The 25,759-nt window shown below is 39.3% G+C and carries 22 protein-coding genes; 18 read left to right on the top strand and 4 right to left on the bottom strand.

Translation table 11 applies throughout. The annotated features are described in order from the left end of the window. Window position 1: 1 nt before the first annotated feature. Both PTI45_RS02555 and PTI45_RS02550 read left to right on the top strand, forming a co-directional pair. The gene (locus PTI45_RS02555; protein WP_069326042.1) at window positions 2-1,060 is read left to right on the top strand and encodes a MoeB/ThiF family adenylyltransferase; all 1,059 of its coding nucleotides are present in this window, start codon (window positions 2-4) and stop codon (window positions 1,058-1,060) included. Between the two features lie 16 nt (window positions 1,061-1,076). Further along, window positions 1,077-1,625 carry a GrpB family protein gene (locus PTI45_RS02550; protein WP_069325969.1) on the top strand — a complete coding sequence of 183 codons (549 nt, stop codon included), beginning with the start codon at window positions 1,077-1,079 and terminating at the stop codon, window positions 1,623-1,625. Window positions 1,626-1,827: 202 nt separating this feature from the next. Here the strand turns inward: PTI45_RS02550 and PTI45_RS02545 are convergent, their stop codons facing one another. Further along, complete coding sequence (locus PTI45_RS02545; RefSeq protein ID WP_069325968.1) at window positions 1,828-2,475, bottom strand: thiamine diphosphokinase; 648 nt, start codon at window positions 2,473-2,475, stop codon at window positions 1,828-1,830. Between the two features lie 194 nt (window positions 2,476-2,669). Beyond that, window positions 2,670-3,404 carry an alpha/beta hydrolase gene (locus PTI45_RS02540; protein WP_069325967.1) on the bottom strand — a complete coding sequence of 245 codons (735 nt, stop codon included), beginning with the start codon at window positions 3,402-3,404 and terminating at the stop codon, window positions 2,670-2,672. A 253-nt stretch (window positions 3,405-3,657) separates the two neighbouring features. Here PTI45_RS02540 and pdhA point away from each other — a divergent pair, with 253 nt between their 5' ends. The 10 genes from pdhA to PTI45_RS02495 all read left to right on the top strand — a co-directional run bounded on the left by pdhA (window position 3,658) and on the right by PTI45_RS02495 (window position 17,142). After that, window positions 3,658-4,725 carry a pyruvate dehydrogenase (acetyl-transferring) E1 component subunit alpha gene (gene pdhA / locus PTI45_RS02535; RefSeq protein ID WP_069325966.1) on the top strand — a complete coding sequence of 356 codons (1,068 nt, stop codon included), beginning with the start codon at window positions 3,658-3,660 and terminating at the stop codon, window positions 4,723-4,725. 83 nt (window positions 4,726-4,808) lie between these two features. Then, window positions 4,809-5,786 (top strand): alpha-ketoacid dehydrogenase subunit beta, encoded by a 978-nt coding sequence (locus PTI45_RS02530; protein ID WP_069325965.1) that lies wholly within the window; start codon window positions 4,809-4,811, stop codon window positions 5,784-5,786. Between the two features lie 207 nt (window positions 5,787-5,993). Then, window positions 5,994-7,334, top strand: coding sequence for a dihydrolipoamide acetyltransferase family protein (locus PTI45_RS02525; RefSeq protein ID WP_069325964.1), 1,341 nt, complete (start codon window positions 5,994-5,996; stop codon window positions 7,332-7,334). Window positions 7,335-7,337: 3 nt separating this feature from the next. Beyond that, entirely contained in the window at window positions 7,338-8,762 is a 1,425-nt protein-coding gene (gene lpdA / locus PTI45_RS02520) for a dihydrolipoyl dehydrogenase (protein ID WP_069325963.1), read from the top strand. Window positions 8,763-8,991: 229 nt separating this feature from the next. Then, window positions 8,992-10,233, top strand: coding sequence for a GTP-binding protein (locus PTI45_RS02515; protein WP_069325962.1), 1,242 nt, complete (start codon window positions 8,992-8,994; stop codon window positions 10,231-10,233). Window positions 10,234-10,505: 272 nt separating this feature from the next. Continuing rightward, window positions 10,506-10,655: a 50S ribosomal protein L33 gene (gene rpmG / locus PTI45_RS23605; RefSeq protein WP_083243303.1), complete on the top strand. Its 150-nt coding sequence runs from the start codon at window positions 10,506-10,508 to the stop codon at window positions 10,653-10,655. A gap of 301 nt (window positions 10,656-10,956) precedes the next feature. Beyond that, the gene (thyA, locus tag PTI45_RS02510; protein ID WP_069325961.1) at window positions 10,957-11,751 is read left to right on the top strand and encodes a thymidylate synthase; all 795 of its coding nucleotides are present in this window, start codon (window positions 10,957-10,959) and stop codon (window positions 11,749-11,751) included. Window positions 11,752-12,120: 369 nt separating this feature from the next. Continuing rightward, window positions 12,121-12,609, top strand: a complete 489-nt coding sequence (locus PTI45_RS02505; protein WP_069325960.1) for a dihydrofolate reductase — start codon at window positions 12,121-12,123, stop codon at window positions 12,607-12,609. A 398-nt stretch (window positions 12,610-13,007) separates the two neighbouring features. After that, complete coding sequence (locus tag PTI45_RS02500) at window positions 13,008-14,495, top strand: glutamate synthase subunit beta (protein ID WP_069325959.1); 1,488 nt, start codon at window positions 13,008-13,010, stop codon at window positions 14,493-14,495. A gap of 316 nt (window positions 14,496-14,811) precedes the next feature. Continuing rightward, window positions 14,812-17,142 carry a type IA DNA topoisomerase gene (locus PTI45_RS02495; RefSeq protein ID WP_069325958.1) on the top strand — a complete coding sequence of 777 codons (2,331 nt, stop codon included), beginning with the start codon at window positions 14,812-14,814 and terminating at the stop codon, window positions 17,140-17,142. A gap of 58 nt (window positions 17,143-17,200) precedes the next feature. On the opposite strand, the gene PTI45_RS02490 is transcribed toward PTI45_RS02495, so the two are convergent. Both PTI45_RS02490 and PTI45_RS02485 read right to left on the bottom strand, forming a co-directional pair. Continuing rightward, window positions 17,201-17,968 (bottom strand): HAD family hydrolase, encoded by a 768-nt coding sequence (locus PTI45_RS02490; protein ID WP_069325957.1) that lies wholly within the window; start codon window positions 17,966-17,968, stop codon window positions 17,201-17,203. A 12-nt stretch (window positions 17,969-17,980) separates the two neighbouring features. Then, window positions 17,981-18,898 (bottom strand): winged helix-turn-helix domain-containing protein, encoded by a 918-nt coding sequence (locus tag PTI45_RS02485; protein ID WP_069325956.1) that lies wholly within the window; start codon window positions 18,896-18,898, stop codon window positions 17,981-17,983. A gap of 244 nt (window positions 18,899-19,142) precedes the next feature. Between PTI45_RS02485 and PTI45_RS02480 the strand changes: the two genes are divergently transcribed. From PTI45_RS02480 to PTI45_RS24025, 6 genes are all read left to right on the top strand, one after another. Continuing rightward, window positions 19,143-20,327 (top strand): MFS transporter, encoded by a 1,185-nt coding sequence (locus PTI45_RS02480; protein ID WP_342671971.1) that lies wholly within the window; start codon window positions 19,143-19,145, stop codon window positions 20,325-20,327. 162 nt (window positions 20,328-20,489) lie between these two features. After that, on the top strand, window positions 20,490-21,215 hold the full coding sequence (locus tag PTI45_RS02475; protein ID WP_069326040.1) for a phosphonate ABC transporter ATP-binding protein: 726 nt from the start codon (window positions 20,490-20,492) through the stop codon (window positions 21,213-21,215). A gap of 12 nt (window positions 21,216-21,227) precedes the next feature. Beyond that, window positions 21,228-22,511 (top strand): hypothetical protein, encoded by a 1,284-nt coding sequence (locus PTI45_RS02470; protein ID WP_069325955.1) that lies wholly within the window; start codon window positions 21,228-21,230, stop codon window positions 22,509-22,511. A 13-nt stretch (window positions 22,512-22,524) separates the two neighbouring features. Continuing rightward, the gene (locus PTI45_RS02465; RefSeq protein ID WP_069325954.1) at window positions 22,525-23,223 is read left to right on the top strand and encodes a response regulator transcription factor; all 699 of its coding nucleotides are present in this window, start codon (window positions 22,525-22,527) and stop codon (window positions 23,221-23,223) included. After that, window positions 23,223-24,626, top strand: a complete 1,404-nt coding sequence (locus PTI45_RS02460; protein WP_069325953.1) for a sensor histidine kinase — start codon at window positions 23,223-23,225, stop codon at window positions 24,624-24,626. The genes PTI45_RS02465 and PTI45_RS02460 overlap by 1 nt, the downstream gene beginning before the upstream one ends. Before the next feature lie 27 nt (window positions 24,627-24,653). Beyond that, a complete protein-coding gene (locus PTI45_RS24025; protein ID WP_175425107.1) occupies window positions 24,654-25,715 on the top strand; it encodes a GNAT family N-acetyltransferase in 1,062 nt (353 codons plus the stop codon). Window positions 25,716-25,759 lie beyond the last annotated feature (44 nt).

Raw genomic sequence — 25,759 nt, 5'->3', positions numbered from 1 at the left:
CGTGAATACTACCAACATAGAGCAACAACCTGAACAACAAAATCGGTACTCCAGACAAGAACGATTTGCTCCATTAGGGCAAAAAGGTCAGCAACATTTAGCAGAAGCTACTGTACTTATTGTAGGCGCTGGAGCTTTAGGGTCGAGTTCAGCAGAAACGTTAGTGCGAGCAGGCGTAGGTAAAGTCATTATTGCAGACCGTGATTATGTGGAATGGAGCAACTTGCAACGACAACAACTTTTTACAGAGCAAGATGCTCAAGAGCGTATGCCCAAAGCGATCGCTGCTCAACGTCGTCTACAACAGATCAATTCTGAAGTAGATATACAAGCACATATTGCAGATGTTACTGCTGATGAAATGAAAGATCTAGCTAAAGGTGTAGATCTTATTATGGATGCAACCGATAACTTTGAGACAAGACTTATGATTAATGATATATCACAAAAATATAATATTCCGTGGATATATGGTGGTTGTGTAGGTAGCTATGGTATTACATTTACGATTATTCCGGGAGTTACTCCTTGTCTGCAATGCTTAATGGAATCTGCACCACTTGGAGGAGATACATGTGATACTTCAGGTATTATTCCTCCAGCTGTGCAGATGGTGGTGGCTCATCAATGTACAGAAGCAATTAAGTTACTTAGTGGTAATGTAGATCAACTGCGAGGTACATTGTTATCGTTTGACCTATGGAACAATGAACAAGTCTCGATCAAAATGAGTAGCGCACGCAAACCTCATTGTCCTTCGTGTGGCAGTGAACCCACGTATCCTTATTTGACAAAAGCCGGTCAAAGTAAAACCGAAGTATTATGCGGTAGAGACACGGTACAGATTCGTCCCGCACAAAAAGTAACCGTAGACTTGCAAGAAACCGCTCAGCGCTTAGCTAAATTGGAAGAACATCAAGTCAGTGTTACTCCTTTTTTAGTATCTATGACGATGCAAAGTGGACAACGTCTTGTTATTTTCCGTGATGGACGTGTAATGGTGCACGGTACTAAAGATATTGCAGAAGCGCGTACTTTATATCACAGATATTTTGGTTAAAAAGGAGAGGATCATATTGACTGATATTCACAATGAATCAACTTGGCCTGTCTGGGCAACAGAAGCTATTGAAATTGCTCAACCTGATCCACAATGGGTAGAACAGGGGCATATGTACAAAAACGAATTAACGATATTATTAACTCCGTTTGCGATAAATGATATTCAACATTTTGGTAGTACAGCGATACCACATCTACCAGCCAAACCTATTATTGATATGATGGCAATCACAGATTCTTTTGATTCATTACCAGCGATCATTTCTGTATTGGAAAAAGAAAACTGGAATTATGTACCGCCTGAATTGGATGGTAAAGAACATCGTAGATTTTTTGTGAAAGTAATCAATGATAAGCGTGTTGCTCATTTGCATATCGTATTGCAACAAGGAGAGCAATGGAAAAATCAACTGCTGTTTCGTGATCGCTTAATCGCACATCCAGAATGGGCAGAGCAATATGCTCAATTAAAGCAAAAGCTGGCTATAGATAACAAAGATGATCGAGAAGCCTATACGCAAGCTAAAACAGATTTTGTACAAAAAGTACTAAGTCATCATTAAGAACGGTCTCATTAACTTAATCTTATTATGCGTACAAGAAAGCTTATCATGACTAGACAGATTCTATAGCGATCAATAACTTTACAGAGGTATACAAAAATCCATGTACAAAGAGAATATCCTCTTCATACATGGATTTTGTATGTAATACTATGAACTGATCATAAGCACGATTACAACCTATATGATTAAAATAGAGCGATTAATCTCTACTTTGAATAATAAGTAGTAGACCACCTTCAATACTCACTGTACCTTCTTCATTAATCAAATGATTACTAATACCACGGGATTGACCCATACGTAAAGTAGCATGTTCTAACGGATATTGAAATCCGGTGAGATTAATACCGGTCACCTCAGAAGTAATAGGCAACAATGAAATATAAGGAAAACCACGATTTTCGATAACCGCTTGAGTACTGGTAAGTGAAATATAATTATTCATATCCATAATGCTACAATTCACTTGATGCTGAACAGCACGGACTAGCAGTTGTACATTGGCTAACGTATGATCGAATCGTGTACCAAGCGCTCCCAAAATTAAAATTTCCCGAATATGACGTTCCATCGCAATTTCAAAAGCAGCTTCAGTATCAGACCAATCTTTTTCCACCGAGTCATAGACAATCAACTGATCACTATTAGCTTTGATATTCTCTAGATCATGTTCACGATTGGTCAATGAGTCGAAATCCCCTACAGCGACATGAGGGTGAATACCGTGTTCAATTAAAAATAATGCTCCACGATCTGCACCGATAATCAAATCGTCTTCTTGAATCTGTTGTACAAAATCAGGATGTAATTGACCACCCGAGAAAATAATAGCACGCTTCATCGACATGAATCAGCCCTCGTTTCATCAAATAAAAGAAGATATATTGAAATTGTAGTTGCATAACTTTCTATCACACAGATACAATAGAAAAGACGAGCAATCAAACGAATTATAGATTTTTTTGGATGTGAAAGCGTAAACATCAATATAACCCGTTTGAAAGTTCGATTTCTACTGTAAGTAATAAAGAGCTACAAATTTTAGATTTCTGGTAAAAAGTATTTTAATGCAGCAGGAAGTTCTTTTTGCCAGAAGCCCCACAAATGTTTACCATCTTTTTCGCTATATTGTACAGTGGCTCCACGTTCTTGTAAAAGGTCACGAGTCTCACGGTTTAATTGTACAAAATCGTAAATACCTGTATCGCTCTCAAAATCAGTTTCTTGCAGACCTACAATCATATATACATTCAAATCTGTAAGATTTTGAGCTTGTGCGATAATATCTTGACTTTGCTTATAGTAAGCACCGGATAGACTAATCACCTGCTGGAACAGTTCAGGATATAACAGGGACAGATGGATCGAAACGCTGCCGCCAAGGGAGTCACCTGCCAAAATACGCTGATCTGGCGTACGTCGTACAGGATATTTTTGTTCAATATAAGGAATGATTTCTTCAGCAAAACAAGTGGTGTACTTTTCGAAGCGATCACCAAATGGAGCATATTCTTGTGTTCGAATCTTCGTATTTACTTCTACACCTACAATAATAAAAGGTTCGATATTTTCATCAAGGATTAATTGGTTGGCATACGTAGCAATGCGACCAAAGTTGAAAAACTCTTCACCATCCTGACAATACACGACAGGGTAACTTAATACTTCATTATAGCCTGGCGGCAAGTAAATCCGTAATGTACGACTTTCACCAAGATGGCTGCTTTCGATCTGTTCTTTCAGTATTGTCCGTTTAAGATAACGGGAATCTGTCACAGTGATCACCTTTTTCGGGAATATTTTTTGCATTGCGTATCACAATGCGTTAAGATTGTTTCGTGCGGTCGTGAAGTCTTTGAATACCAAGATCGTAAAACTGTTATACAAATATTAACCTGCTGTTATACATACAATAATACACATATCTACTAAATTTCAATGTATGTTTTGACGAATGGAGTAGAACAGGTGTATAATAATTCTATAACAGCGGGACATGATATTCAAATTTTTTATTGAGGTGAATAAAATGAGCAAGGTTCCTTATGAAGTTTATACGGAGGACGTGGAAGCTCTTTCCGTTCTTTCTCCTGAAGGCAAAATCGTCAACAAAGATTTATTACCTGATCTTAACGATGATCAATTGAAAGAAATTATGTATCGTATGGTCTTCACACGTAGTTGGGATGATCGTGCAGTTAACTTAGGTCGTCAAGGTCGTCTTGGTTTCTATGCACCAGTATCTGGTCAAGAAGCTACAATGGTTGGTAGCGAATTCGCTTTGCAAAAAGAAGATTTCGTATGCCCGGGATACCGTGATATTCCTCAGTTGGTATGGCACGGATTACCACTTTATCAAGCATTCTTGTACTCTCGTGGACATCAACACGGTGGACAAATTCCTGATGGCGTTAACGTTTTGATGCCGCAAATCATCATTGGTGCACAAATCTTACATGCAATGGGTATTGCTATGGCTTACAAATTGAAAAAACAAAAGCAAGTTGTTATTGCTTACACAGGTGATGGTGGTTCTTCTGAAGGTGACTTCTATGAAGGTCTTAACTATGCTGGTGTATACAAATTGCCTGTTATTTTCTTTGTACAAAACAATGGTTATGCTATTACAACTCCTTTTGCAAAACAAACAGCTGCATTGTCTATCGCTCACAAAGCGGTTGCAGCAGGTATCAAAGGCGTAAAAGTAGACGGTATGGACGTTCTTGCTGTTATCAAAGCGGTCCAAGATGCTGCTGAACGCGGACGTAATGGTGAAGGTGCTACATTGATCGAAGCGGTTACTTATCGTTTCCGTCCTCACTCCATGTCAGATGATACAAGTAAATATCGTACTAAAGACGAAGAAGGTATCTGGAGTGAAAAAGATCCAATCGCTCGTCTTGCTAAATACTTGGCTGAAAAAGGTCTCTGGACTGATGAAGATACAGAGCGCGTAAGAGAAGAAGCTAAAGCTAAAGTAAATGAAGAAATCAAAAAAGCAGAGAAAACAGAGAAAATGACTGTTTCTGGCTTGATTGATAGCATGTTTGAACAAACACCTCAACACTTGGAAGAGCAAAAAGCTGATTTCGAATAAGAGGTTTCTAACAATAGAGCGTTAATCTAGATCCTTGATGCGTGAACATGAACAGTGAAATGTTTAAGGAGGAAATGAAGCAAATGGCACAAATGAATATGAAAGAAGCGATCCGTGATGCGCTTCGCGTTGAATTGAAAAATGATCCTAATGTGATCCTTTTCGGAGAAGACGTAGGTCATGTTGGCGGCGTATTCCGCGCAACAGAAGGTTTGCAAGCAGAATTTGGTGAAGATCGTGTATTTGATACACCTCTTGCTGAGTCAGCTATCGGTGGTTTGGCAGTAGGTTTGGGTATCCAAGGATTCCGTCCTATCGCTGAGATCCAATTCGTAGGTTTTATTTTTGAAGCACTTGACCAAATGGTTGTTCAAGCAGCTCGTATGCGTTTCCGTTCTGGTGGCAAATACAATTCTCCAATCGTTTTCCGTACACCTTTCGGTGGCGGTGTAAAAGCGGCAGAATTGCATACTGACTCACTAGAAGGTTTACTTGCACAAACTCCTGGTATCAAAGTGGTTATTCCGTCTAACCCTTATGATGCTAAAGGACTTATGATTGCTTCTATCCGTGATAATGATCCTGTCTTCTTTATGGAACATTTGAACTTGTACCATGCATTCCGTGCAGAAGTACCAGAAGAAGCTTATACAGTAGAATTGGGTAAAGCAAACGTAGTACGTGAAGGTTCTGATGTAACAATCATCGCTTACGGCATGATGGTTCATACAGCAACTAAAGCGGCTGATCAATTGGCTGAAGAAGGAATCAAAGCAGAAATCATTGACCTTCGTACAGTAAGCCCGATTGATATTGATACAATCGTAGCTTCTATCCAAAAAACAAACCGTGCAATTGTTGTTCAAGAAGCACAAAAAAGTGCTGGCGTAGCAGCAGAAGTTATTGCACAAATCAATGAAAAAGCAATCTTGCACTTGGAAGCTCCAGTACTGCGTGTAGCAGGACCGGATACTGTTTATCCATTTGCACAAATTGAAGATTCTTGGTTGCCATCACCTAAACGCGTGATCGATGCTGTTAAAAAAGTAGTACAATTCTAAAATAGTTTTTATTGTCAAAAGGCGGGTACATGAGCATATTCATTCAGTTTGATGATCGTCCTTTGGATACTCGTTAAATCGAAGAATATAATTTTGCGGACGCCTTTTGGCTTTCAAATATGCACTAAATAGATTATGTAAAGAGATATTGCTGAATGATAGGAGTGGAATCAATTGTTCAGCAATCTAAATAGGGAGGTTTTGCAAGTGGCAAAATTTATTTATAAATTTCCAGAGCTTGGTGAAGGTTTGCATGAAGGCGAAATCATCAAAATGCATATCAAACCAGGTGATAAAGTAACAGACGATAGCATCATTATGGAAGTACAAAATGATAAAGCAGTAGTTGAAGTACCTTGTCCAGTTGACGGAACAGTACTTGAAGTATTGACTAAAGATGGTCAAGTTTGTCATGTAGGCGAAACGGTAGCAATTATCGAAGCTGAAGGTGACATTCCAGATCAAGACGAAGAAGAAACAGCTCCAGAACAAAAGAGCGGTCAAGAACAAGAATCCGTTCAAGGCGGAGTAGACACAACTTCTTCTCCTGCTTCTGATAGCCCTGCTGATGCAAAAGAAGGCAAAGAAACAAATGCTTCTACACCAGCAGCACCTAACAAAGATGTTTTAGCTACTCCAAGCGTTCGTAAATTTGCTCGTGAGCAAGGTGTTGATCTAGCGCAAGTTAGTGGCACTGGCAACAACGGTAAAATTACACGTGAAGATGTAGAATCTTTCAAACAAGGTGGCGGACAAGTTTCTTCCCAAACTGCAGAAGTAGCAGCAGAAGAGAAAACATCTGCTCCAGTTGCACCTGCGGCAGCTCCTACAGCTATCGCAACAGGTGGAGACGAAGAGCGCGTACCATTCAAAGGTATTCGTAAAGCGATCTCTAACGCTATGGTTAAATCTGCATACACAGCTCCACACGTAACGATTATGGACGAAGTAGACGTTACAGAATTGGTTGCTTTCCGTACGCGTATGAAACCACTTGCTGAGAAAAAAGGCATCAAAGTAACTTACTTGCCATTCATCGTAAAAGCACTAGTTGCTGCTACACGTGAATTCCCAGCATTGAACGCTTCTATCGACGAAGCTTCTAACGAAATTGTATACAAAAAACATTATGATGTAGGTATTGCTACAGACACAGATAATGGTCTAATCGTTCCTGTTGTTAAAGATGCAGATCGTAAGAGTATCTTCATGATCGCAAGTACAATCAATGATTTGGCTGTACGTGGTCGCGAAGGTAAATTGTCTGCTAATGAAATGCGTGGAAGCACAATTTCAATCTCTAACATTGGTTCTGCTGGCGGTATGTTCTTTACTCCAATCATCAACTTCCCAGAAGTTGCTATCTTGGGAACTGGACGTATCAGCGAGAAAGCTGTTGTTAAAAATGGCGAAATCGTAGCAGCACCTGTAATGGCTCTATCCCTAAGCTTTGACCACCGTATTATCGATGGTGCAACAGCACAGAACTTTATGAACTTTATCAAATCACTTCTCGCTAATCCCGAGTTGCTGGTTATGGAGGTGTAATCAATGGTAGTAGGCGATGCTTCACTCGATATTGATACTTTAGTTATTGGTGCAGGACCTGGTGGATATGTAGCTGCTATTCGTGCAGCTCAATTGGGTCAAAAAGTTTTGATCGTAGATAAATCCGAACTAGGCGGCGTCTGTTTGAACCGTGGTTGTATTCCTTCTAAAGCGCTAATCTCTGCCGCTCATCAATTTGAAGCTGCACAACATGGCGAAGCTTTTGGTATTACAGCTGAAAATGTTAAAGTGGATTTCTCCAAAACTCAAGAATTCAAATCAGGCGTTGTTAAAAAAATGACTTCTGGTGTAGCTGGATTGTTGAAAGGTAACAAAGTGGAAGTATTCCAAGGCGAGTGCATGTTCATTAACCAAAATGAAGCACGTGTATTCAACGATCATGAATCTCCTCGTTACCGTTTCAAAAACTGTATTATTGCAACAGGTTCTCGTCCAATCGAACTTAAACCATTCCCATTCGGTGGACGCATTCTTTCTTCTACAGAAGCATTGAATTTACCTGAAATTCCGAAAAGCATGGTTGTTATCGGCGGTGGTTACATCGGCGCTGAGCTTAGCCAAATGTATGCTAAATTTGGTACTAAAATTACAATCATCGAAGGTCTGGATACAGTATTGCCAGGCTTCGATAAAGATATGACTAGCCTTGTTGCTAAAAACATGAAGAAATCCGGTATGGAAATCTTCACGAACGCGAAAGCGGAAAGCGCAGAGCAAACAGATAAAGACGTAACTGTTAAATTCAGCGTTGGTGGCGAATCTAAAGAAGTTACAGCAGATTACTTGCTAGTAACCGTTGGTCGTCGTCCTAACACTGATGGTGAGTTGGGTCTAGATCTTATTGAAATGGAATTGGACGAGCGTGGATTGATCAAAATTGATCACCAAGGACGTACAAATATTCCTCACATCTTTGCTATCGGTGATATCGTTGCTGGTCCTGCTCTAGCACACAAAGCTTCTTATGAAGCTAAAGTTGTTGCTGAAGTTATTGCTGGTGAATCATCTGTAATCGACTATAAATGTGTTCCGGCTGTTGTATTTACAGATCCAGAATGCTCTAGCGTTGGTTACACTGAGACTGAAGCAAAAGAAAAAGGATACAAAGTATCTGCTGGTAAATTCCCTTATGCAGGTAACGGTCGCGCAACTTCTTTGAACAACACAGAAGGTTTCGTGAAAATCGTAGCAGACGAAGAAACAGGTCTTGTTCTTGGTTCTCAAATCGTAGGTTTGGAAGCTTCTAACATGATCGCTGAAATGGGTCTTGCAATCGAAATGGGCGCAACTCTTGAAGATTTGGCATTGACTATCCATGCGCATCCAACATTGGGTGAAATCGTGATGGAAGCTGCTGAATTGGTTATGGGTCATCCTATCCATGTTATCGCTCCACGCAAAAAATAATAAATAAACATCAGTGTTATGTATAATCATTAAGTTTATCTATAGGATTGTGCTAACATGAGTGGTTACTCCAAGCCGTCAGAATATACTTCTGGCGGCTTTTTGCTGTTCATAAATATCCGTGTATATCAAAGATAGATTATAAAAATAATTGACAATAGGTATATCCATCAGTATATAATAATTTAATAGTAATTATTACGATTAAAGTGTGATGGGGGAAATTTTAATGATAAACAATCAACAGTCCAGAATTCCAGTAACTGTATTGAGCGGTTATTTAGGTTCAGGTAAAACAACCGTTCTCAATCATATTCTCAATAATCGAGAAGGTTTAAAAGTAGCTGTAATCGTAAATGATATGAGTGAAGTGAATATCGATGCTAACCTGATCAAATCAGGCAGTACATTATCACGAACTGAAGAAAAATTGGTTGAAATTTCGAATGGATGTATCTGTTGTACACTACGAGATGATCTATTATTAGAAGTGAAGCAGTTAGCAGAAGAAGGAAGATTTGATTATATACTTATTGAATCGTCAGGAATTAGTGAACCTATTCCTGTAGCTCAAACATTTAGCTATGCAGATGACTCGCTAGCTTTTGATTTAACGACACTTACACGTTTGGATTGTTTAGTTACAGTAGTCGATAGTAATCGCTTCTGGCATGATTATGAGTCGGGTGAAACATTATTAGAACGAGGAGAAGCTGTAGGTGAAGACGATACACGCGATGTGGTAGATCTATTGATCGATCAGATAGAGACTTGTGATGTTTTGATTTTGAATAAATGTGATCTGGTTACGGAATCTGAGTTAAATAAATTAGAAGCAGTTATTCATAAGCTTCAACCAAGTGCACGCATTATTCGTACAACAAAAGGAGAGGTTGATCCTAAAGAGATTCTAAACACTCAATTATTTGATATGGAAAAAGCAGCCACTTCAGCAGGGTGGATGCAGGAATTGCAAAAAGATCATCATACTCCTGAAAGTGAAGAATATGGTATTCAATCATTTGTTTATCGCCGTAGACGTCCGTTTGAACCGCAACGATTATACGATTTTATGGAAGAATGGCCTGAACAGATTGTACGGGCAAAAGGTCTGGTCTGGCTAGCTACAGGTGAAGATGTTGCAGCTACATTAGGTCAAGCAGGCCCATCAGTACAATTTGGACCCGCTGGCAATTGGGTAGCAGCATTACCTCAGCAAGAACGCCAGCAGATTCTGGAGAAAGAACCTGAACTATTGGAGCAATGGGATCAAGAGTGGGGAGATCGTATGACAGAAGTTGTTTTTATCGGTATAGGGTTGAATCAAAAACAGATAGAGTCTGATTTGGATCAATGTCTACTTACTGATTATGAAATGCAACAAGATTGGTCAACATTTTATAATCCTTTACCATGGTTACAACCGGAAGAGAATCATGTGAATGAAGCGATACAACATTTACTGGGGTAATCGTAGTAGAAATGTAACTCAAAGATTCAACGCATTTTCTTTTCAAAAATTAAGCGTACTCAATATAAATATTGAACAATCTATGGTATAATAGAAAAGGCTGTTGGACATCAAATCTGTGTGTTATTGAACAGATTGAGAAAAGATTTAACATATCATTTAGTGAATATAGTGTTTTTCTGAAAATTGAAGTTGAACATTTCTCACAATTAGGGTACATTAGTATAGTTGAATATTTTTGTCTATTAATTAGTGAAGTGAGGTGAATTCACATGCGCGTTATCGTAACTATGGCATGCACAGAGACTGGCGACCGTAATTATACTACAACCAAGAACAAAAGAAATCATCCAGAACGTCTTGAGTTGAAAAAATATTGCCCACGTCTAAAAAAATACACGATCCATCGTGAAACTCGTTAATATTTATTAACGTCTAAACGTTCGCCCATCTGTTTATGCAGATGGGTGTTTGTGTTTTTGAAGATGTTTTTTAATTGCAGTTTGCTTTAGGATTTTAGGATAAAGGTGAGATTATAGTTTATTTTTTGTTATTAGATTGTATTACATATAAACATAGATTGAATATTTAGCATCATTTCTTGGTATAAATGTCTATATGAATAATCATCTGATTTTGGTATCATAATAAGAAGCTAAGTAGATACGGATATGAGTATATTCTATATTGAACGTTTAGCGAAGTCTTATAATGAGGTGAATTATGAAAGCATATTTAGAGCTATTACAAGATATTTTGGATGAAGGCGTGGAGAAATCAGATCGCACAGGAACAGGAACGACTTCTGTTTTCGGTAGACAAATGCGTATCGATTTACAAAAAGGATTCCCTTTATTAACAACGAAGAGGTTACATACTCGTTCGATTATACATGAATTGTTATGGTTTCTCAGTGGTAGTACTAATATCAAATATTTACAGGATAATGGCGTTACGATCTGGGATGAATGGGCAGATGCAGAAGGCAATCTAGGACGCGTATACGGAGCACAATGGAGAACATGGCGTGGACCGGGTGGCGAAGTGATTGACCAGATTACATCGGTGATCGAAAGTATCAAGCACAACCCGGACTCACGTCGTCATATCGTGAATGCTTGGAATGCGGCAGAAGTGGATTCAATGGCTTTACCCCCGTGTCATTATGCTTTCCAATTTTATGTAGCGAATGGCAAATTATCTTGTATGTTCCAGATGCGTTCGGTCGATACATTCCTTGGATTGCCGTTCAATTTGGCTTCGTATGCGCTTCTCACTCATATGGTGGCTCAGCAGTGTGATCTTGAAGTTGGAGATCTAGTATGGACAGGCGGAGATGTTCATATCTATGCTAATCATATGGAGCAAGCGAAATTACAGCTGACAAGAGAGCCGTATCCATTGCCACAGCTTCGTCTAGCTCGCAAGCCGGAGTCTATTTTTGATTATCATTTTGATGATTTTGTTTTTGAAAATTATGAATATCATCCAGGTATCAAAGCACCGATCTCGGTTTAAGCGTAGATCAGCTATAGAATGATGAGCTTTTGATATCTATAAGACGATATATCGTTTGAATAGAACTCTTATTATCTTTTCTGTAACGAGAAAAGATAGTAAGAGTTTTTTGTATATAAAGGGTGTATTTGTAAAAGGTTATCGTAAAATTCTAGGTAAGAGTACAAAGTGATCAAATAAGTGATCAAATTTATAAATAAGGAACCAAAGAACATTTTATATATTGCTTTTTTACAAATGATTGAGTATAGAAGCCAATGAATAGTTCGGGATTGGATAATAATGTGATGCCAATGATTCATTTTGATGATATGATACAGTATAAATTGGTCTGAATAGTATTCTGGATAGATGGAGGATGCACAAGCGATGACAATTACAATGATATGGGCACAAGCAAGTAACGGAGTGATTGGAAAAGATAATGATCTGCCATGGCGCTTGCCTCGTGATATGGCTTATTTTAAACAACAAACCCAGCATAAGACAGTCGTTATGGGTCGTAAAACGTGGGAATCGTTTGGTAGGAAGCCACTACCTAATCGTCGCAATATTATTATTACACGTAGTCAGGAGTTTACAGCTACAGATGCTGAAGTAGTTTATTCTGTAGAAGAAGCGATACAACTGGCAGGACAAGACAATGAATTGATGGTGATTGGTGGCTCCACGATCTATGAGCAGTTTTTGCAGTATGCAGATCGTCTGCTGATGACAAAAATTGATCATGATTTTGCAGGGGATACTTATTTTCCAGAAGTGGATTGGTCTCAGTGGCAACAAGCCTCAATCACTGAAGGTATTCGCGATGAGAAAAACGATTACGATTACCGATTTGAAGAATATTTGCATATTTAATCATTTTATGAGATATTTATGCGAAAATAAAAAATGAGTTATCTTTACAAGTATACGTATAGCATAGGAATGAGTACTTATTTTCAGCTTAAATGTTAGCAAACAGTCTAAATATAAGCTTGAAAAAGTAGGAAAATAACAGAAATATGCTTGCAAGATGTTTCATCACGGTGTAATCTCTATGTAAAAAGTACAAACAATCATGCGCATAATCCATTTGGTATTCATTTGTGTGAATGATAATCTAGAAAATAAACTTATTGTAAGTAAAATGTAGCATTCCAAAGATTGTAGATGTATCCAAGTAAGCTAAATACAGAAAGAAACCAGCTTTGAATATCATACAATATCTGTAACACAGGCTCAGCAGTGACAGAACGGATGGGGGAAATGTTAAAATGTCTACACCAACTGGATTCATGGAATACAAAAGACAAATTCCCGCGGATCGCAATCCGCTTGAACGCGTAAAAGATTGGCAAGAGTTCCACAAACATATGGCAGAAGATGAGCTTCGTACACAAGGAGCTAGATGTATGGATTGTGGAACACCTTACTGTCACACAGGAATGGATATGGCAGGTGGAACTTTTGGTTGTCCGGTTCATAACTTGATTCCTGAATGGAATAACTTGGTGTATCGTGGATTGTGGAGAGAAGCATTAGAGCGTCTACACAAAACAAATAATTTTCCTGAATTTACAGGGCGTATCTGTCCAGCACCGTGCGAAGGCTCTTGTACGGTAGGTCTGATCGGACAACCGGTAACGATCAAAACGATTGAAGAAGCGATTATCGAAAAAGGTTTTGAAGAAGGTTGGGTTGTTCCACAACCACCTGAAAAACGTACAGGTCGTCGTGTAGCGGTTATCGGATCAGGTCCAGCCGGTCTGGCATGTGCAGCACAATTAAACAAAGCAGGTCATTCGGTAACCGTCTATGAGCGTTCTGATCGTGTCGGTGGATTATTGACTTATGGTATTCCAACGATGAAACTAGATAAAGGTATTGTTCAACGTCGTGTGGATCTCTTGATAGCAGAAGGTATTGAATTTATTACAGGTACAGAAATCGGGAAAGATATTCCTGCACAACAATTAGTTGATGAGTATGATGCAGTGATACTTTGCGGCGGTGCAACGAAACCGCGTGAATTCAATATTGAAGGTAGCGAACTTAATGGCGTTGTCTATGCAATGGATTTCCTAAACGGTTCAATCAAAAGTTTCCTTGATAGCAATCTTGAAGATGGTAATTACTTATCCGCTCAAGATAAAAACGTGATTGTAATCGGTGGTGGTGATACAGGTTCTGACTGTGTGGCTACTTCTGTCCGTCATGGTTGCAGTACAGTAACTCAGTTCGGTACTCATGATAAAGCACCACTCGAACGTGATCCAATTAGCAATCCTTGGCCACAGTTCCCTAATGTATACACACTGGATTATGCACAAGAAGAAGCAAAAGCGATATTTGGTAGTGATCCACGCGAATTCTCAATCATGACGACTAAATTTGTTGGAGACGAAAATGGTAACTTGAAAGAGTTACACACGATTCAAATTCAACGGATTGTAGATGAAACAGGTCGCAAAATCTATCAACCTATCCCGGGTACTGAAAAAGTATTCCCTGCGGAACTTGCGCTTATTGCTATCGGATTTGATGGTCCTGAACAAACATTGCCTGAACAGCTGGGTCTGGCAACAGATCGCTGGACAAATGTTAAAGCACGTTATGGTAAATACAATACCAATGTAGAGAAAGTATTTGCTGCTGGTGATATGCGTCGTGGTCAAAGTCTAGTGGTATGGGCGATCAATGAAGGACGCGAAGCTGCGCGTGAAGTGGATAAATATTTGATGGGTTCTACAGTTCTGGTCTAATAGAATCGATAAAGTGATATGTACTGTTAGCATGGTCACAATCGATTAATATCCTCGTTATAGATCATAATAAAAGCTAGGGTGTGCCAAAAATATTGCTGGCGTACCCTAGCTTTTATTGTATTTAACTTGCCAATCTTGATTTCAAATATCGGTCTAAGCTCAAAAGAGAAGTCTAAAACTTCAATCGAAATTTGAATAAGGCTATGGTATAATAAATAGCAATAGCAAGTACGTGGGCAAGGGGGCTACACTCCAGGGTGTGGTCCCTTTTTGCCGCTAAGATGCAATCCATTCCCGGAAAGGAATGAACGAAATGAAAATATTAATCGTAGCAGAAAAACCAGATATGGGACGGAATATTGCTGCTGTGATGGAGCCTAAAGCACGCAATCACCGTACATATCTGGAAGGGGAACAATATATTATTACATGGGCAATCGGTCATTTGATAGGGCTAGCCGAACCCGATGCGTATGATCCCAAATATAAAAAGTGGAACTTCGGCGATCTGCCTATTATTCCAGAACAATTCAAAATAGTACCTAACCCAAGAACCAAAGATCAATTGAATACGATCGGAGAATTAGCCAAGCGCTGTGACCGCATTGTAAACGCCTGTGATGCCGGACGGGAAGGGCAACATATATTTGCGTTAATCCAGCGTCAATTGAAGCTTACACAGCCTGTCAAACGCTTATGGATATCTGATCTGACACCAGAAAGTATTCGCAAAGGGTTTGTTGAATTAAAAGATGGACAAGAATTTGACAATTTAACTCGTGCAGCAAGAGCACGTAGTGAAGCAGACTGGTTGATCGGCATGAATGCTTCACGCGCATTTACGATTAAGCATAATAATCTATTATCTGTTGGACGTGTACAGACGCCTGTATTAGCGCTAATCTATGATCGGCAAAAAGAAATCGAAGCGTTTGATTCGCAAACGTTTTATGAAGTACGCGCTACGTTTAAGCAAGCAGATAAAAGTTACACTGGAGTCTGGCAAGGCGATCGTATTACTGATCAAGCTAAGGGACAAGCGATTGTAGATAAAGTAAAAGGTAAAGAAGGTCGTATCACCAAATACGATATTCGTGAAAGTAAAGAGTATCCATACAAATTGTATGATCTAACGTTGTTACAACGGGATGCGAATGCCAAGTTTGGTTACTCTGCTAAAAAAACATTGGATACCGCGCAAGCTTTATATGAAAAACATAAAGTGATCAGCTATCCACGTACCAACTCTAACTATGTAACAGAGCAGAATATTGATGGGATGCATAAAGTGCTCGGTATGCTCAAAAATACACCGTATGAACAATTAGCAGAAGGCGCAGAAGGTAAACGAGTGCATATAAACAATAAAGCAGTCTGTAATCCATCCAAAGTAGAAGATCACCATGCTATTTTGCCGACATTAAAAAAGCCGGGTACCCTTAGTAAAGAAGAACAGCAATTGTATGATCTGATTGTACGTCGTTTTCTAGCTCAATTTTATCCACCTGCTGAATACAAGCATCATACTGTAATGACAACGGTAGAACAGGAAACATTCAAAACAGCGGTAAAAGAACTACTATTTCTAGGTTGGAAAGCCACATTGCCGGATAAAGATAAATCCAAATCTTCAAGCAAGTCTGCAAGCAAAGGTGAAAATGGTAAAGAAGAAGAACCTGAAGAAGAAGTTCAAGAGCCATTTGTCATCAATGATCAGCAATCTGTGCAATGTAGCAAAGCAGAAGTGAAAGAGAAAGCAACTCAACCGCCCAAGCACTATACCGAAGGTACATTGCTCAAAGCGATGGAGAGTGCGGGGAAGCAGATTGAAAATGAAGAATTGCGTGATGCGATGAAAGAATCGGGTCTGGGTACACCCGCAACGCGAGCGGCAACGATTGAACGATTAAAGCAAGTTGGATATATCAACACACAAGGCAAAAAGATGGAGTTAACATTGAAAGGTCGAGCCGCTATTGAATTGATTCGTGCTGCTGGAGTGGAACTACTGACTTCTCCAGAAATGACAGGTCAATGGGAACGTCGACTGAACCAGATTTCACGTGGAGAAGCAGACTCTGATCGGTTTTTGGAAAGTGTTAAGAAATTTGCCGCTTCTGTGATTGAAAAAGTAAAAACACAGACCCCTGCGATTGCTGGGCGATTTGGCGATGATTCCCGTTCTAACAGTAAAGGTAAACGTTCATCAACATCGACAAAGACGGCTTCAAGCAAAGGAAGTACAGGTACAACCAATCGTAGTAAAAGTAGTACTGCTAACCAAGCCACTACCAAGTCACCGTCTAATAAAACTCCATCAACAGCACGTTCAGCGACAGCAACTGTATCGATGGGAGCAGCTGGAGAACATACCGCACTAGGGACATGCCCTAATGCTAATTGTGGTGGACAAATTATTGAAGGACGCAAAGGGTACGGTTGCTCGCATTTCAAAAAAGGATGTACTTTTGTGATCTGGAAAGAATTTGCCGGTAAAAAAATATCGGTATCTATGCTCAAAACGTTATTGCAAAAAGGTGAGACTCAAGCACTTGCTTTCAAAAAAGGCGATGAAACACATAAAGGACGGATCAAGTTAGTGGATCAAGAATCAGGCAAATTAATTGTAGAAGCTGTGAAATAAATCTAAGATTTATTTTGTAGGAATAAGCTATGTACACATAAAAAAAACGGACCGGGAGTTAACCCGAAGTCCGTTTCTTTTGCTGTTGAGTTAAGCTGTCATGAATAACTTGAGGTACTTCAATCAATTGCGATATGGTATAGAACGGAAGATCATCTTCATGCTGAAGTTGAACAACGTCATAAGCCCATTCATGAGATTGTTTGAGATAGATCGTATTCAATGAAGCATGTAGAGCCGGCTGAACATCAGAACGTAAAGAATTACCGATCATCCAAGTATCCTGACGTGGAAGTACATGAGAATTAATAATTTCTTCGAGCGCATGAATATTTTTGTGTTGACGAATAAAGATACGGGATTCGAAATAAGAGGTTAATTTCATCTGATCAATCTTACGTTGTTGAATCACCGTTTCGCCACCGGTATAAAGATATAAGGTGTGTCCTGCTTGTTGAAGAATCTCTAGCGTTTCAACCATACCCGGATAAGGTTCGACTTCTTTCTCATAGACGCTATTGCCGAGTAAACGCAATTGAGTTTCTTCTTTTTCGTTAATAGGTCGTCCAAATAATTCACTGAAATGATGATACGTTTCGACTAATGATTTGGGAAAATGTTCACTAGCAAATCCGACTCTGTGAACGCCAGCTACATCAATTTCGATCTGCTTTTGCCGAATCGCTTCCATAGTGATGTCGTGATTGTTAAACCATTCTGATAATAAGCTAATAAATTCGTCTAAAATAAGATTGAAATATTTGTTACAATGGATCAGCGTATCATCCATATCAAAGATAAGGTGCTGATGTCTGATATCTTTCATGTGAGTCACTCCTTAAATACGGATATACGATTCGAGGAACAGTTGAAGCTCAGAAGCACCGTCCTGTCGAATACTAAAACGTTCAATGTCGCCTCTACCGAGGTGGATACGTAATAAGCCTGCCACTCTAAGCATCATCAGATGATGCATAAGCGATTCTTGCGGTTGTAATAGATAGTGAGCCATATCTTGCAGAGAACGCGGTTCACCGCCAATATAGCGCAGCATACGCAGACGTTCTGGATCAGATAATGCTCGTGTCATACGGAGCAACACATTTGGTGGATCTTCTTCGTCTTGTTCAGGTACATCAACCGGATATTGAATCAATAATACACCTTCATAGAAGCAATACGTATTGATCGGACGATTGTGTACAGTAGGGAATAAGATCACCGTGTTCAGTTCAGGGAAAGGATCTACCACTAAGCCGCCTGAAGCATATTCAATCAGAGCTGTAGGGTCCATTTTATCCAGCAACCCTTTTTTCTCTTTAGCGTCTTCTGTGATCAATTCAAGAATTTCAGCTTCCATATGATGAAAATAATGCTCATACCATAATTTTAACAGTGGAGCATAACTGGTCTGGATCCGTCTTGTATCAATTAATGTCATAGCCGGGAGCAGTTCATGAATCTCATTCCACATTTCATCTTCAGGTGCATTCTCTAAATGATCTAAAAAATCACGAACAGAACCGTCGGCATGACGACAGCTTGCCCAGGCATACAATACATCAAAATCATCAAAAGGCCACGAAGAAGCTTCCAATATAGCAGAGCGTACTCCAGGGCTTAGTTGGTTGTCGATGTCTCTGATCCATTCTGAACCCAGATCGATATCACGAATCCATTTTTTGGTCACATAGACCATAAAACTTCCTAGTAAATCGTAGATCGGAGACACATCTATTTTCACGTCATAGCTCATGAAACCAGAACCCTCCCAAATAGTATCTATTCAACAATAAATGAATCTGATTTTAGATTCAACATAGTGTAACAATATAACCTGTTGGTACGTCTAATATCAAGTTATACCATCGGTTATCGTCCTGTTATTATGGCTTGTTTACTTATACATTGTCTACTATAATGTTCGGATGGTATTTCGCAAAAAAAAGATTTTATGATTCATTTACATCTTGTTTCATTACATAATTGGAGGAACCGTCGTGCTCAAAACATCGTCCCAACATTCGCAATCGATTCATTCTGTATCCAAAATTCATTTTGCTATTTTGATTATTGCTATTATAGTAGCAGGGATTAGTCAGGGAATGTTATTACCTGTACTGGCTATTTTTCTAGAAAAAATGGGCGTTTCTTCCACATTAAATGGATTGAATGCCGCAGTATTGTATATCGGTTCATTCGGTATGACACTGGTTGCAGAACGATTGTTAGGCGTTTTAGGATTTAAAAAGTTAATGCTAGGAGGATTATTGTTAGTCCTTATCACTTTGCCTCTATTTCCAGTATACCCAAGTATCGCCTTCTGGTTCGTGCTTCGGTTATTAGTCGGTATCGGAGATAGTGCTGTTCATTATTCTGCTCAATTATGGGTACTTATGGTCACGCCGTCTGAACATAGAGGACGTAACCTTTCGATATATGGGATGTCGTATGGTATAGGATTCAGTATTGGACCACTTGGTATTAAATTGTTAGATTGGGGTATCTATGCACCGTTTCTTTTACTTGCTGGATTATTTCTAATCGTAGTTATGCTGGTGATCTGGAAGTTACCGAATGGAACTCCTGAAAAAACAGCAACCAACGAACCTGCACAACGCCGTTTTGTTAAAAGTTATAGCTGGGCATGGTATGCACTTATCCCAGCATTTCTATACGGATATATGGAAGCGGCAATGAATAGCAATTTCCCTGTCTATGGATTACGAGTCGGCTTTTCCACAGGGGATATCGCCTTCTTACTTCCTTTTATCGGTATCGGAGGATTGATTCTTCAACTTCCTTTGGGAATATTAAGCGATCGCTATGGACGCAAAAAAATGCTTATGATCTGTGGAGGGCTAGGCGGATTGTTGTTCTTATTCGTTCCGATGGCAGAAACAAATATGATCGCTATTGCAGCTATTTTTGCATTGGCTGGAGGTCTGATCGGTTCTTTCTTTTCACTTGGACTTGCTTATGCCGCAGATATGTTACCCAAAATGTATTTGCCGGCAGCTAATGTCTTAGCTTCGTTCCATTTTAATGCAGGAAGTATTATTGGACCGGCGCTAGGCGGAAAAGGAATCGAGATGGGCTCAACAGCTAGTTTATTTTGGGTTTTGGGTGGTTGTTATATGATTTTTGCAGCAACAGGTTTTATATTTAAAGAAAAATCGAAATAATCCGGTGCCGTAGATGGCATTTCTGTGCTTTTTCCCCTAAACTAATAAGTGATGGCTACATCTCAACACTCAAACAGTATTCACGTATATACAGATGATAGTAAACACGAATAAGTCTTAAGCAATCACTAGATAGAGAAGGGCGGCTCATAATAGATGTCGATGATCAAAATAGAGAATCTTACAAAAACGGTCGGTGAACATAAAACCAAAGTATTGGATCGGATTAACCTAGAAATTCAACATGGTGAAATGATCGCTATTTTGGGACCGAGCGGTAGTGGTAAAAGTACATTACTTAAATGTCTGGCAATGAAAGAATCATGGACAGATGGTAGCTTTCAGGTCGGTGATATCGATATTATGAAAGCAGGCTTTAGCGGTAAACGCAAAATATCGCGTGAATGGGCATATGTTGAACAAAGCCCTCAACTTCATCCTGAACGAACAGCGCTCAAAAATGTGTTGATCGGGCAAGCCGGACAAACCCCAATCTGGCGTATGCTTACAGGTATGGTGCGATCCGATGATTATATGGGCGCAATGGATGTACTGGAAAGTCTGGGCTTATTAGATAAAGCACATCAGAAAGCCAGTACGTTAAGTGGTGGGGAACGTCAGCGTGTAGCGATCGCACGATCGCTTGCTCATGGTGTCAAAGTAGTTTTAGCGGATGAACCGATTACAGGGCTTGATCCGAAGTCAGGGGAAGATGTCATCAAAACACTTCGCGCGCTATGTAGTAGTGAACGAGTCACGATCATTACAGTGATTCCATTAGAGTTAGCAGAAAAATATGCAACTCGTATTATTGGATTACAAGAAGGACATATTGCTTTTGATATTAAAGGTAGACGATTGACCAGTGCAGAACGTCGATTGTTATAACAGATTTAGTTAATGAAAAGAGTGATACTATTGAAATGGAATCTATGGGTGCGCTTGGCGACAGTCACTACATTACTGATCTTGTTGAGTGGTTGTGAACTCATTTCAGATCCGAAAGGGCTTATGCAGTTGCCACAGCTTCCTTCGGATAAACAGACATTAAGTAGCACGATCCAAGCAGCATTACCTCCGGGAGCCAAACTTGCCAATCCCAAAAATGGGAATGCTAACGATTGGATTCAACAAGCAGATCTAGATGGAGACGGCAAAATGGAAGCTATCGCTTTCTACACCACGTCAGATGCGCGAATTAACGGAATGATTTTTGAACAGTCGGGTTCTGATTGGATTAAGAAAAGAGATATTGAAGGTCAAGGATATGTGCTAGAAAGTGTAGAAATCAAAGATATTACTCATGATGGTCATAAAGACCTGATCGTCGGTTACTCGAATGCGATCAATACGATCAATAGTGGCGTAGATAGCATGCAGAAAAATCTAGTTATTTATAGTTATGACAAAGGTGAGTTGAATATTGTAGATAAAAAGCCATACACTTATTATGAGATATTAGATATGAATGGTGATGGCATTGATGATCTAACGACGATGTACATGAGTCGCAACAGTTATTTGACGATTACTAATTTCCGCTACAAAGACGGTTTTCAAGAAGTGGATTCGATTGATCTGGATTCAACGATTACTTTAGGATTCTATAATGTAGTATCTGGCAAAGTGTCTAAAGACCAGAATGGTATTATTATGGATCAATTACTAGGGATCTCCTCTGGATTCACACACCTCATTATTATGGAAAATAATAAGCTTCGAGATGTATTCCCTTTAGGCAGAGCGGCTACATTCAAAGACTCTCTGATCTATAGTGATGATGTTAATGGAGATGGATTATTGGAAATTGGAATGCTACAAATTCCATTAGGCTGGGAAAATATTGAGCCTAGCGAAATTCCATACTTTACGTATTATTATCAATGGGATGGAGATAATGGTCTGAAATTAGTCAGTCAGCAATATCGAGATGATTCGGGACGATTTGTACTCAAATTTGCGCCAGAATGGAATGATAAGATTACGCTCGATACCAAGTCTAATAAAGATCAAGATTTACGCTTTATTTTAAAAGATACGGGAGAAAAAGTAGCTGAAGTACGTTTCTTCACTTCAACCCAATGGGCCAACCAAGCGAGTAAAGATTGGGAGCTTATTACCAACTCTAATGATCAATACATTGCACTTTGGCAAAATACAAAAAATAATCTGATATTGAATTGAGGGGGCCTTTTTTATGAGTAAAGTGTTAATTATGGAAGATGAAGAGTCAATCCGTAGTTTTATTATTATTAACTTAAAGCGCAATGGATTTGAAGTGATTGAGACTGAGAACGGTGAACAAGCGCTGCATATGTTAGAAACGGTACCGGATATCGATATTGCTTTACTAGATGTCATGGTTCCGGGGATCGACGGATTCGAAGTCTGTCGCCGTATTCGTGAGAAAAATGAACGGATTGGGATTGTCTTCCTAACAGCTAAAGTTCAAGAGCAAGATAAAGTCTATGCTTTATCTGTAGGTGCAGATGATCATATTAGCAAGCCATTTAGCCCAACAGAATTGATCGCTCGTATTCAATCTTTGTTACGTCGTGTGAATGTACAACGTGAATCCAATACCAAAGTATCGTTTGAATCAGGACCTTTCACTTTGGATCTTATCTCCAAACAGTTCAAGAAAAAAGGGCAACAAATCGAATTGACACCTACCGAGTTCTCATTGGTTCAATTTTTCCTAGAAAAAGAAAATACACCGCTTAGTCGTGATCTACTTTTAGATCATGTATGGGGCAAAGAGTATATGGGTGATCCCAAAATTGTAGATGTAAATATTCGTCGTTTGCGTCAAAAAATCGAAAACAATCCGTCTGAACCTGAATTCCTGCAAACAGTGTGGGGACATGGTTATAAATGGAGAGGCCGGGAGTCCTAATGATCAAAAAAGGCATTAGCCGCCAGATTGTTCTACATTACTTTATTGTAGTATTTCTGGCGTTACTCTTGGTAGAATTGGTATTTCTGTTTTCTATGCGCACATATTATTACGACAGTATTTACAATTATTTGAATAGTTCGACAGATGTACCACAGAATTATATCAGTGATCAGTCTAGCCCTGTGAAATATCAAGAAATTATTCAACGTTATGAGCTAGGTGATACGGTTGAAGTTCAATTGCTGGATACACAGGGAAATGTGTTGCAGAACTCAACCAACTTTAGAGTCGATAAGCCAATTCAGACCGGTGATATCCCGCAAGCATTAGCAGGCTCTACTGGACGTTGGATTGGCAAGCAAGCTGGCACAGGTGAAAATGTTATGGCGGTTACAAGACAAATTCAAGTGAATGGTGATAATTATCTGGTTCGTTATGTTACTTCACTAGAGCGTGTTAATCAGAAGTTATTAACGATTACAATGGTTGCTGTAGGCGTTGGAGCCGCAGTCTTGATTATTGTACTGGTTGTAAGCTTAGGGCTGGCTAATTCAATTGTACGACCGCTGAACAATATTATCGGTGTCTCGACATTGATGGCAAAAGGAGACTTTAACGCCCGAATCAAAGGGAACTATCCTCATGAAATTGGTGAGCTTGCTTCAACACTGAATTATATGGCTGAAGAAATTATTCGTAGTAATCAGATTAAAGACGACTTTATCTCTTCGATCTCTCATGAATTGCGAACACCGCTTACCGGGATTAAAGGATGGAGTGAAACGCTAGTCTCAGGTGGATTTGATCCAGAAGAGACTAAGCTTGGGATGAGTATTATTTCCAAAGAAACCGATCGTCTGATTGGATTAGTAGAAGAAATGCTTGATTTCTCTAAATTGCAACAGAATCAGATGAAAATGGTGATCGGGGAAGTTAATCTTAAAGAAGTATTGCAAGAGACGATGCTTAATGTCTGGGCAAAAGCAGAGCAGAAAAAAATCCAGCTGAAGTTAGAACCCGGTGCTCGTCCTTTTATAGTACAAGCCGATGGTAACCGTCTAAAGCAAGTTTTTCTAAATATTGTCGATAATGCCATTAAATTCTCACCGGAAGAATCTACAATCTTTATTATGCTTACAGAAGTCTCCCCTGAACGTGTACGAATATCGATTCAAGATGCCGGAATCGGTATTAGTCAGGAACATTTGGAAAAAGTAAAAGATCGTTTCTTCCAGGTGAATCCGAACCGGGGCGGAACAGGCTTGGGGCTTGCGATTACACAGCAGATTGTACAATTGCATAATGGTGAAATGTATATTGATAGTGAGATCGAAAAAGGCACCACAGTTATGATAGAACTTCCATTAACCAAACAGCAAGAAATACTACAACTAACCTAAAACAGACTAAACAAGGGGGATCACCATTTGACATTACAGCAACCTCAAGTTAACGATTTGCCACTTCGTATTATTAAAGCAAATCAGCAATATGCTGAACAGGTAACCTCTTTGTTAGTGAATGCAGCAGAGTGGATGGAGTCTAAAGGCATAGAACAATGGAAAAAGGAAATGTTTACTCCTGAGTTAATTCATAGCTATTTTCTAGAACGAGAAGTGTTTATTCTATACATGGCAGAGCAACCAGCTGCTATGTTTACTTTACAAGCAGGCGATCTGGAGTACTGGCAACAGCTGAATGATGAAGATTACTTTTATTTGCATCGTTTAACGGTACATCAAGATTTTCGCAGTGTAGGGCTAGGAGCTATTGCTATTCAGTGGGCTAGTGATTATGCACATAGTTCGGGTAAAAAAGGGCTTCGCCTAGATTGCATGGCACATTTGCCTACTCTGAATCGCTTTTATCAAAGTCAAGATTTTCGTTATATGGGTACACATGAGGTAAAAGGTCGCCTAGCTAGTCTTTATGAAAAGCTTGCGCCTGCCAAAGATTATCAGATTCGGTTAGAGTATTTTCTGGAAAAAGATTTCGATCAGTTGTTAGAATGGTCGGGAGATGCTGTGTTTCTACAACAATGGAGTGGATCAGGCTGGGAGTATCCGCTAGATCAAGATGATCTTAATGCTCATATAAAAGGATCGAATCATCCACGATTTTCAGATCAGTTGATCTATATAGCTGTAGATCGCATGACAAATCGTAAAATAGGGCATGTAGCGTTAAGTAAAATAGATCGTAGTAACCGGTCTGCACGTATATCCAAATTATTAGTCGGTGATCCTGAAGCGAGAGGGAAAGGCTACGGGCGACAAATGATTCAAGAGCTATTACGGATTGGTTTTGATACTTTAGGAATGCATCGTATCACTTTAGGTGTGTATGATTATAATGGATCAGCGATTCAATTGTATGAGTCTTGTGGATTTAGTAAAGAAGGATTAATGCGCGATTCTTCTTGGTTAAACGGTCATTATTACAGTGTATACGAGATGAGTATACTCGAACACGAGTGGAAAGCATTGTAATAGCAAAATAAAAAGCGGAGCCATAAGGCTACCGCTTTTTATTT

This window comes from Paenibacillus nuruki, assembly GCF_001721045.1.
In the GTDB taxonomy this organism is placed as follows: domain Bacteria; phylum Bacillota; class Bacilli; order Paenibacillales; family Paenibacillaceae; genus Saccharibacillus; species Saccharibacillus nuruki.
Note: the sequence above shows the minus strand (reverse complement) of the source record. Positions and strands in the feature narration are given on the sequence as shown.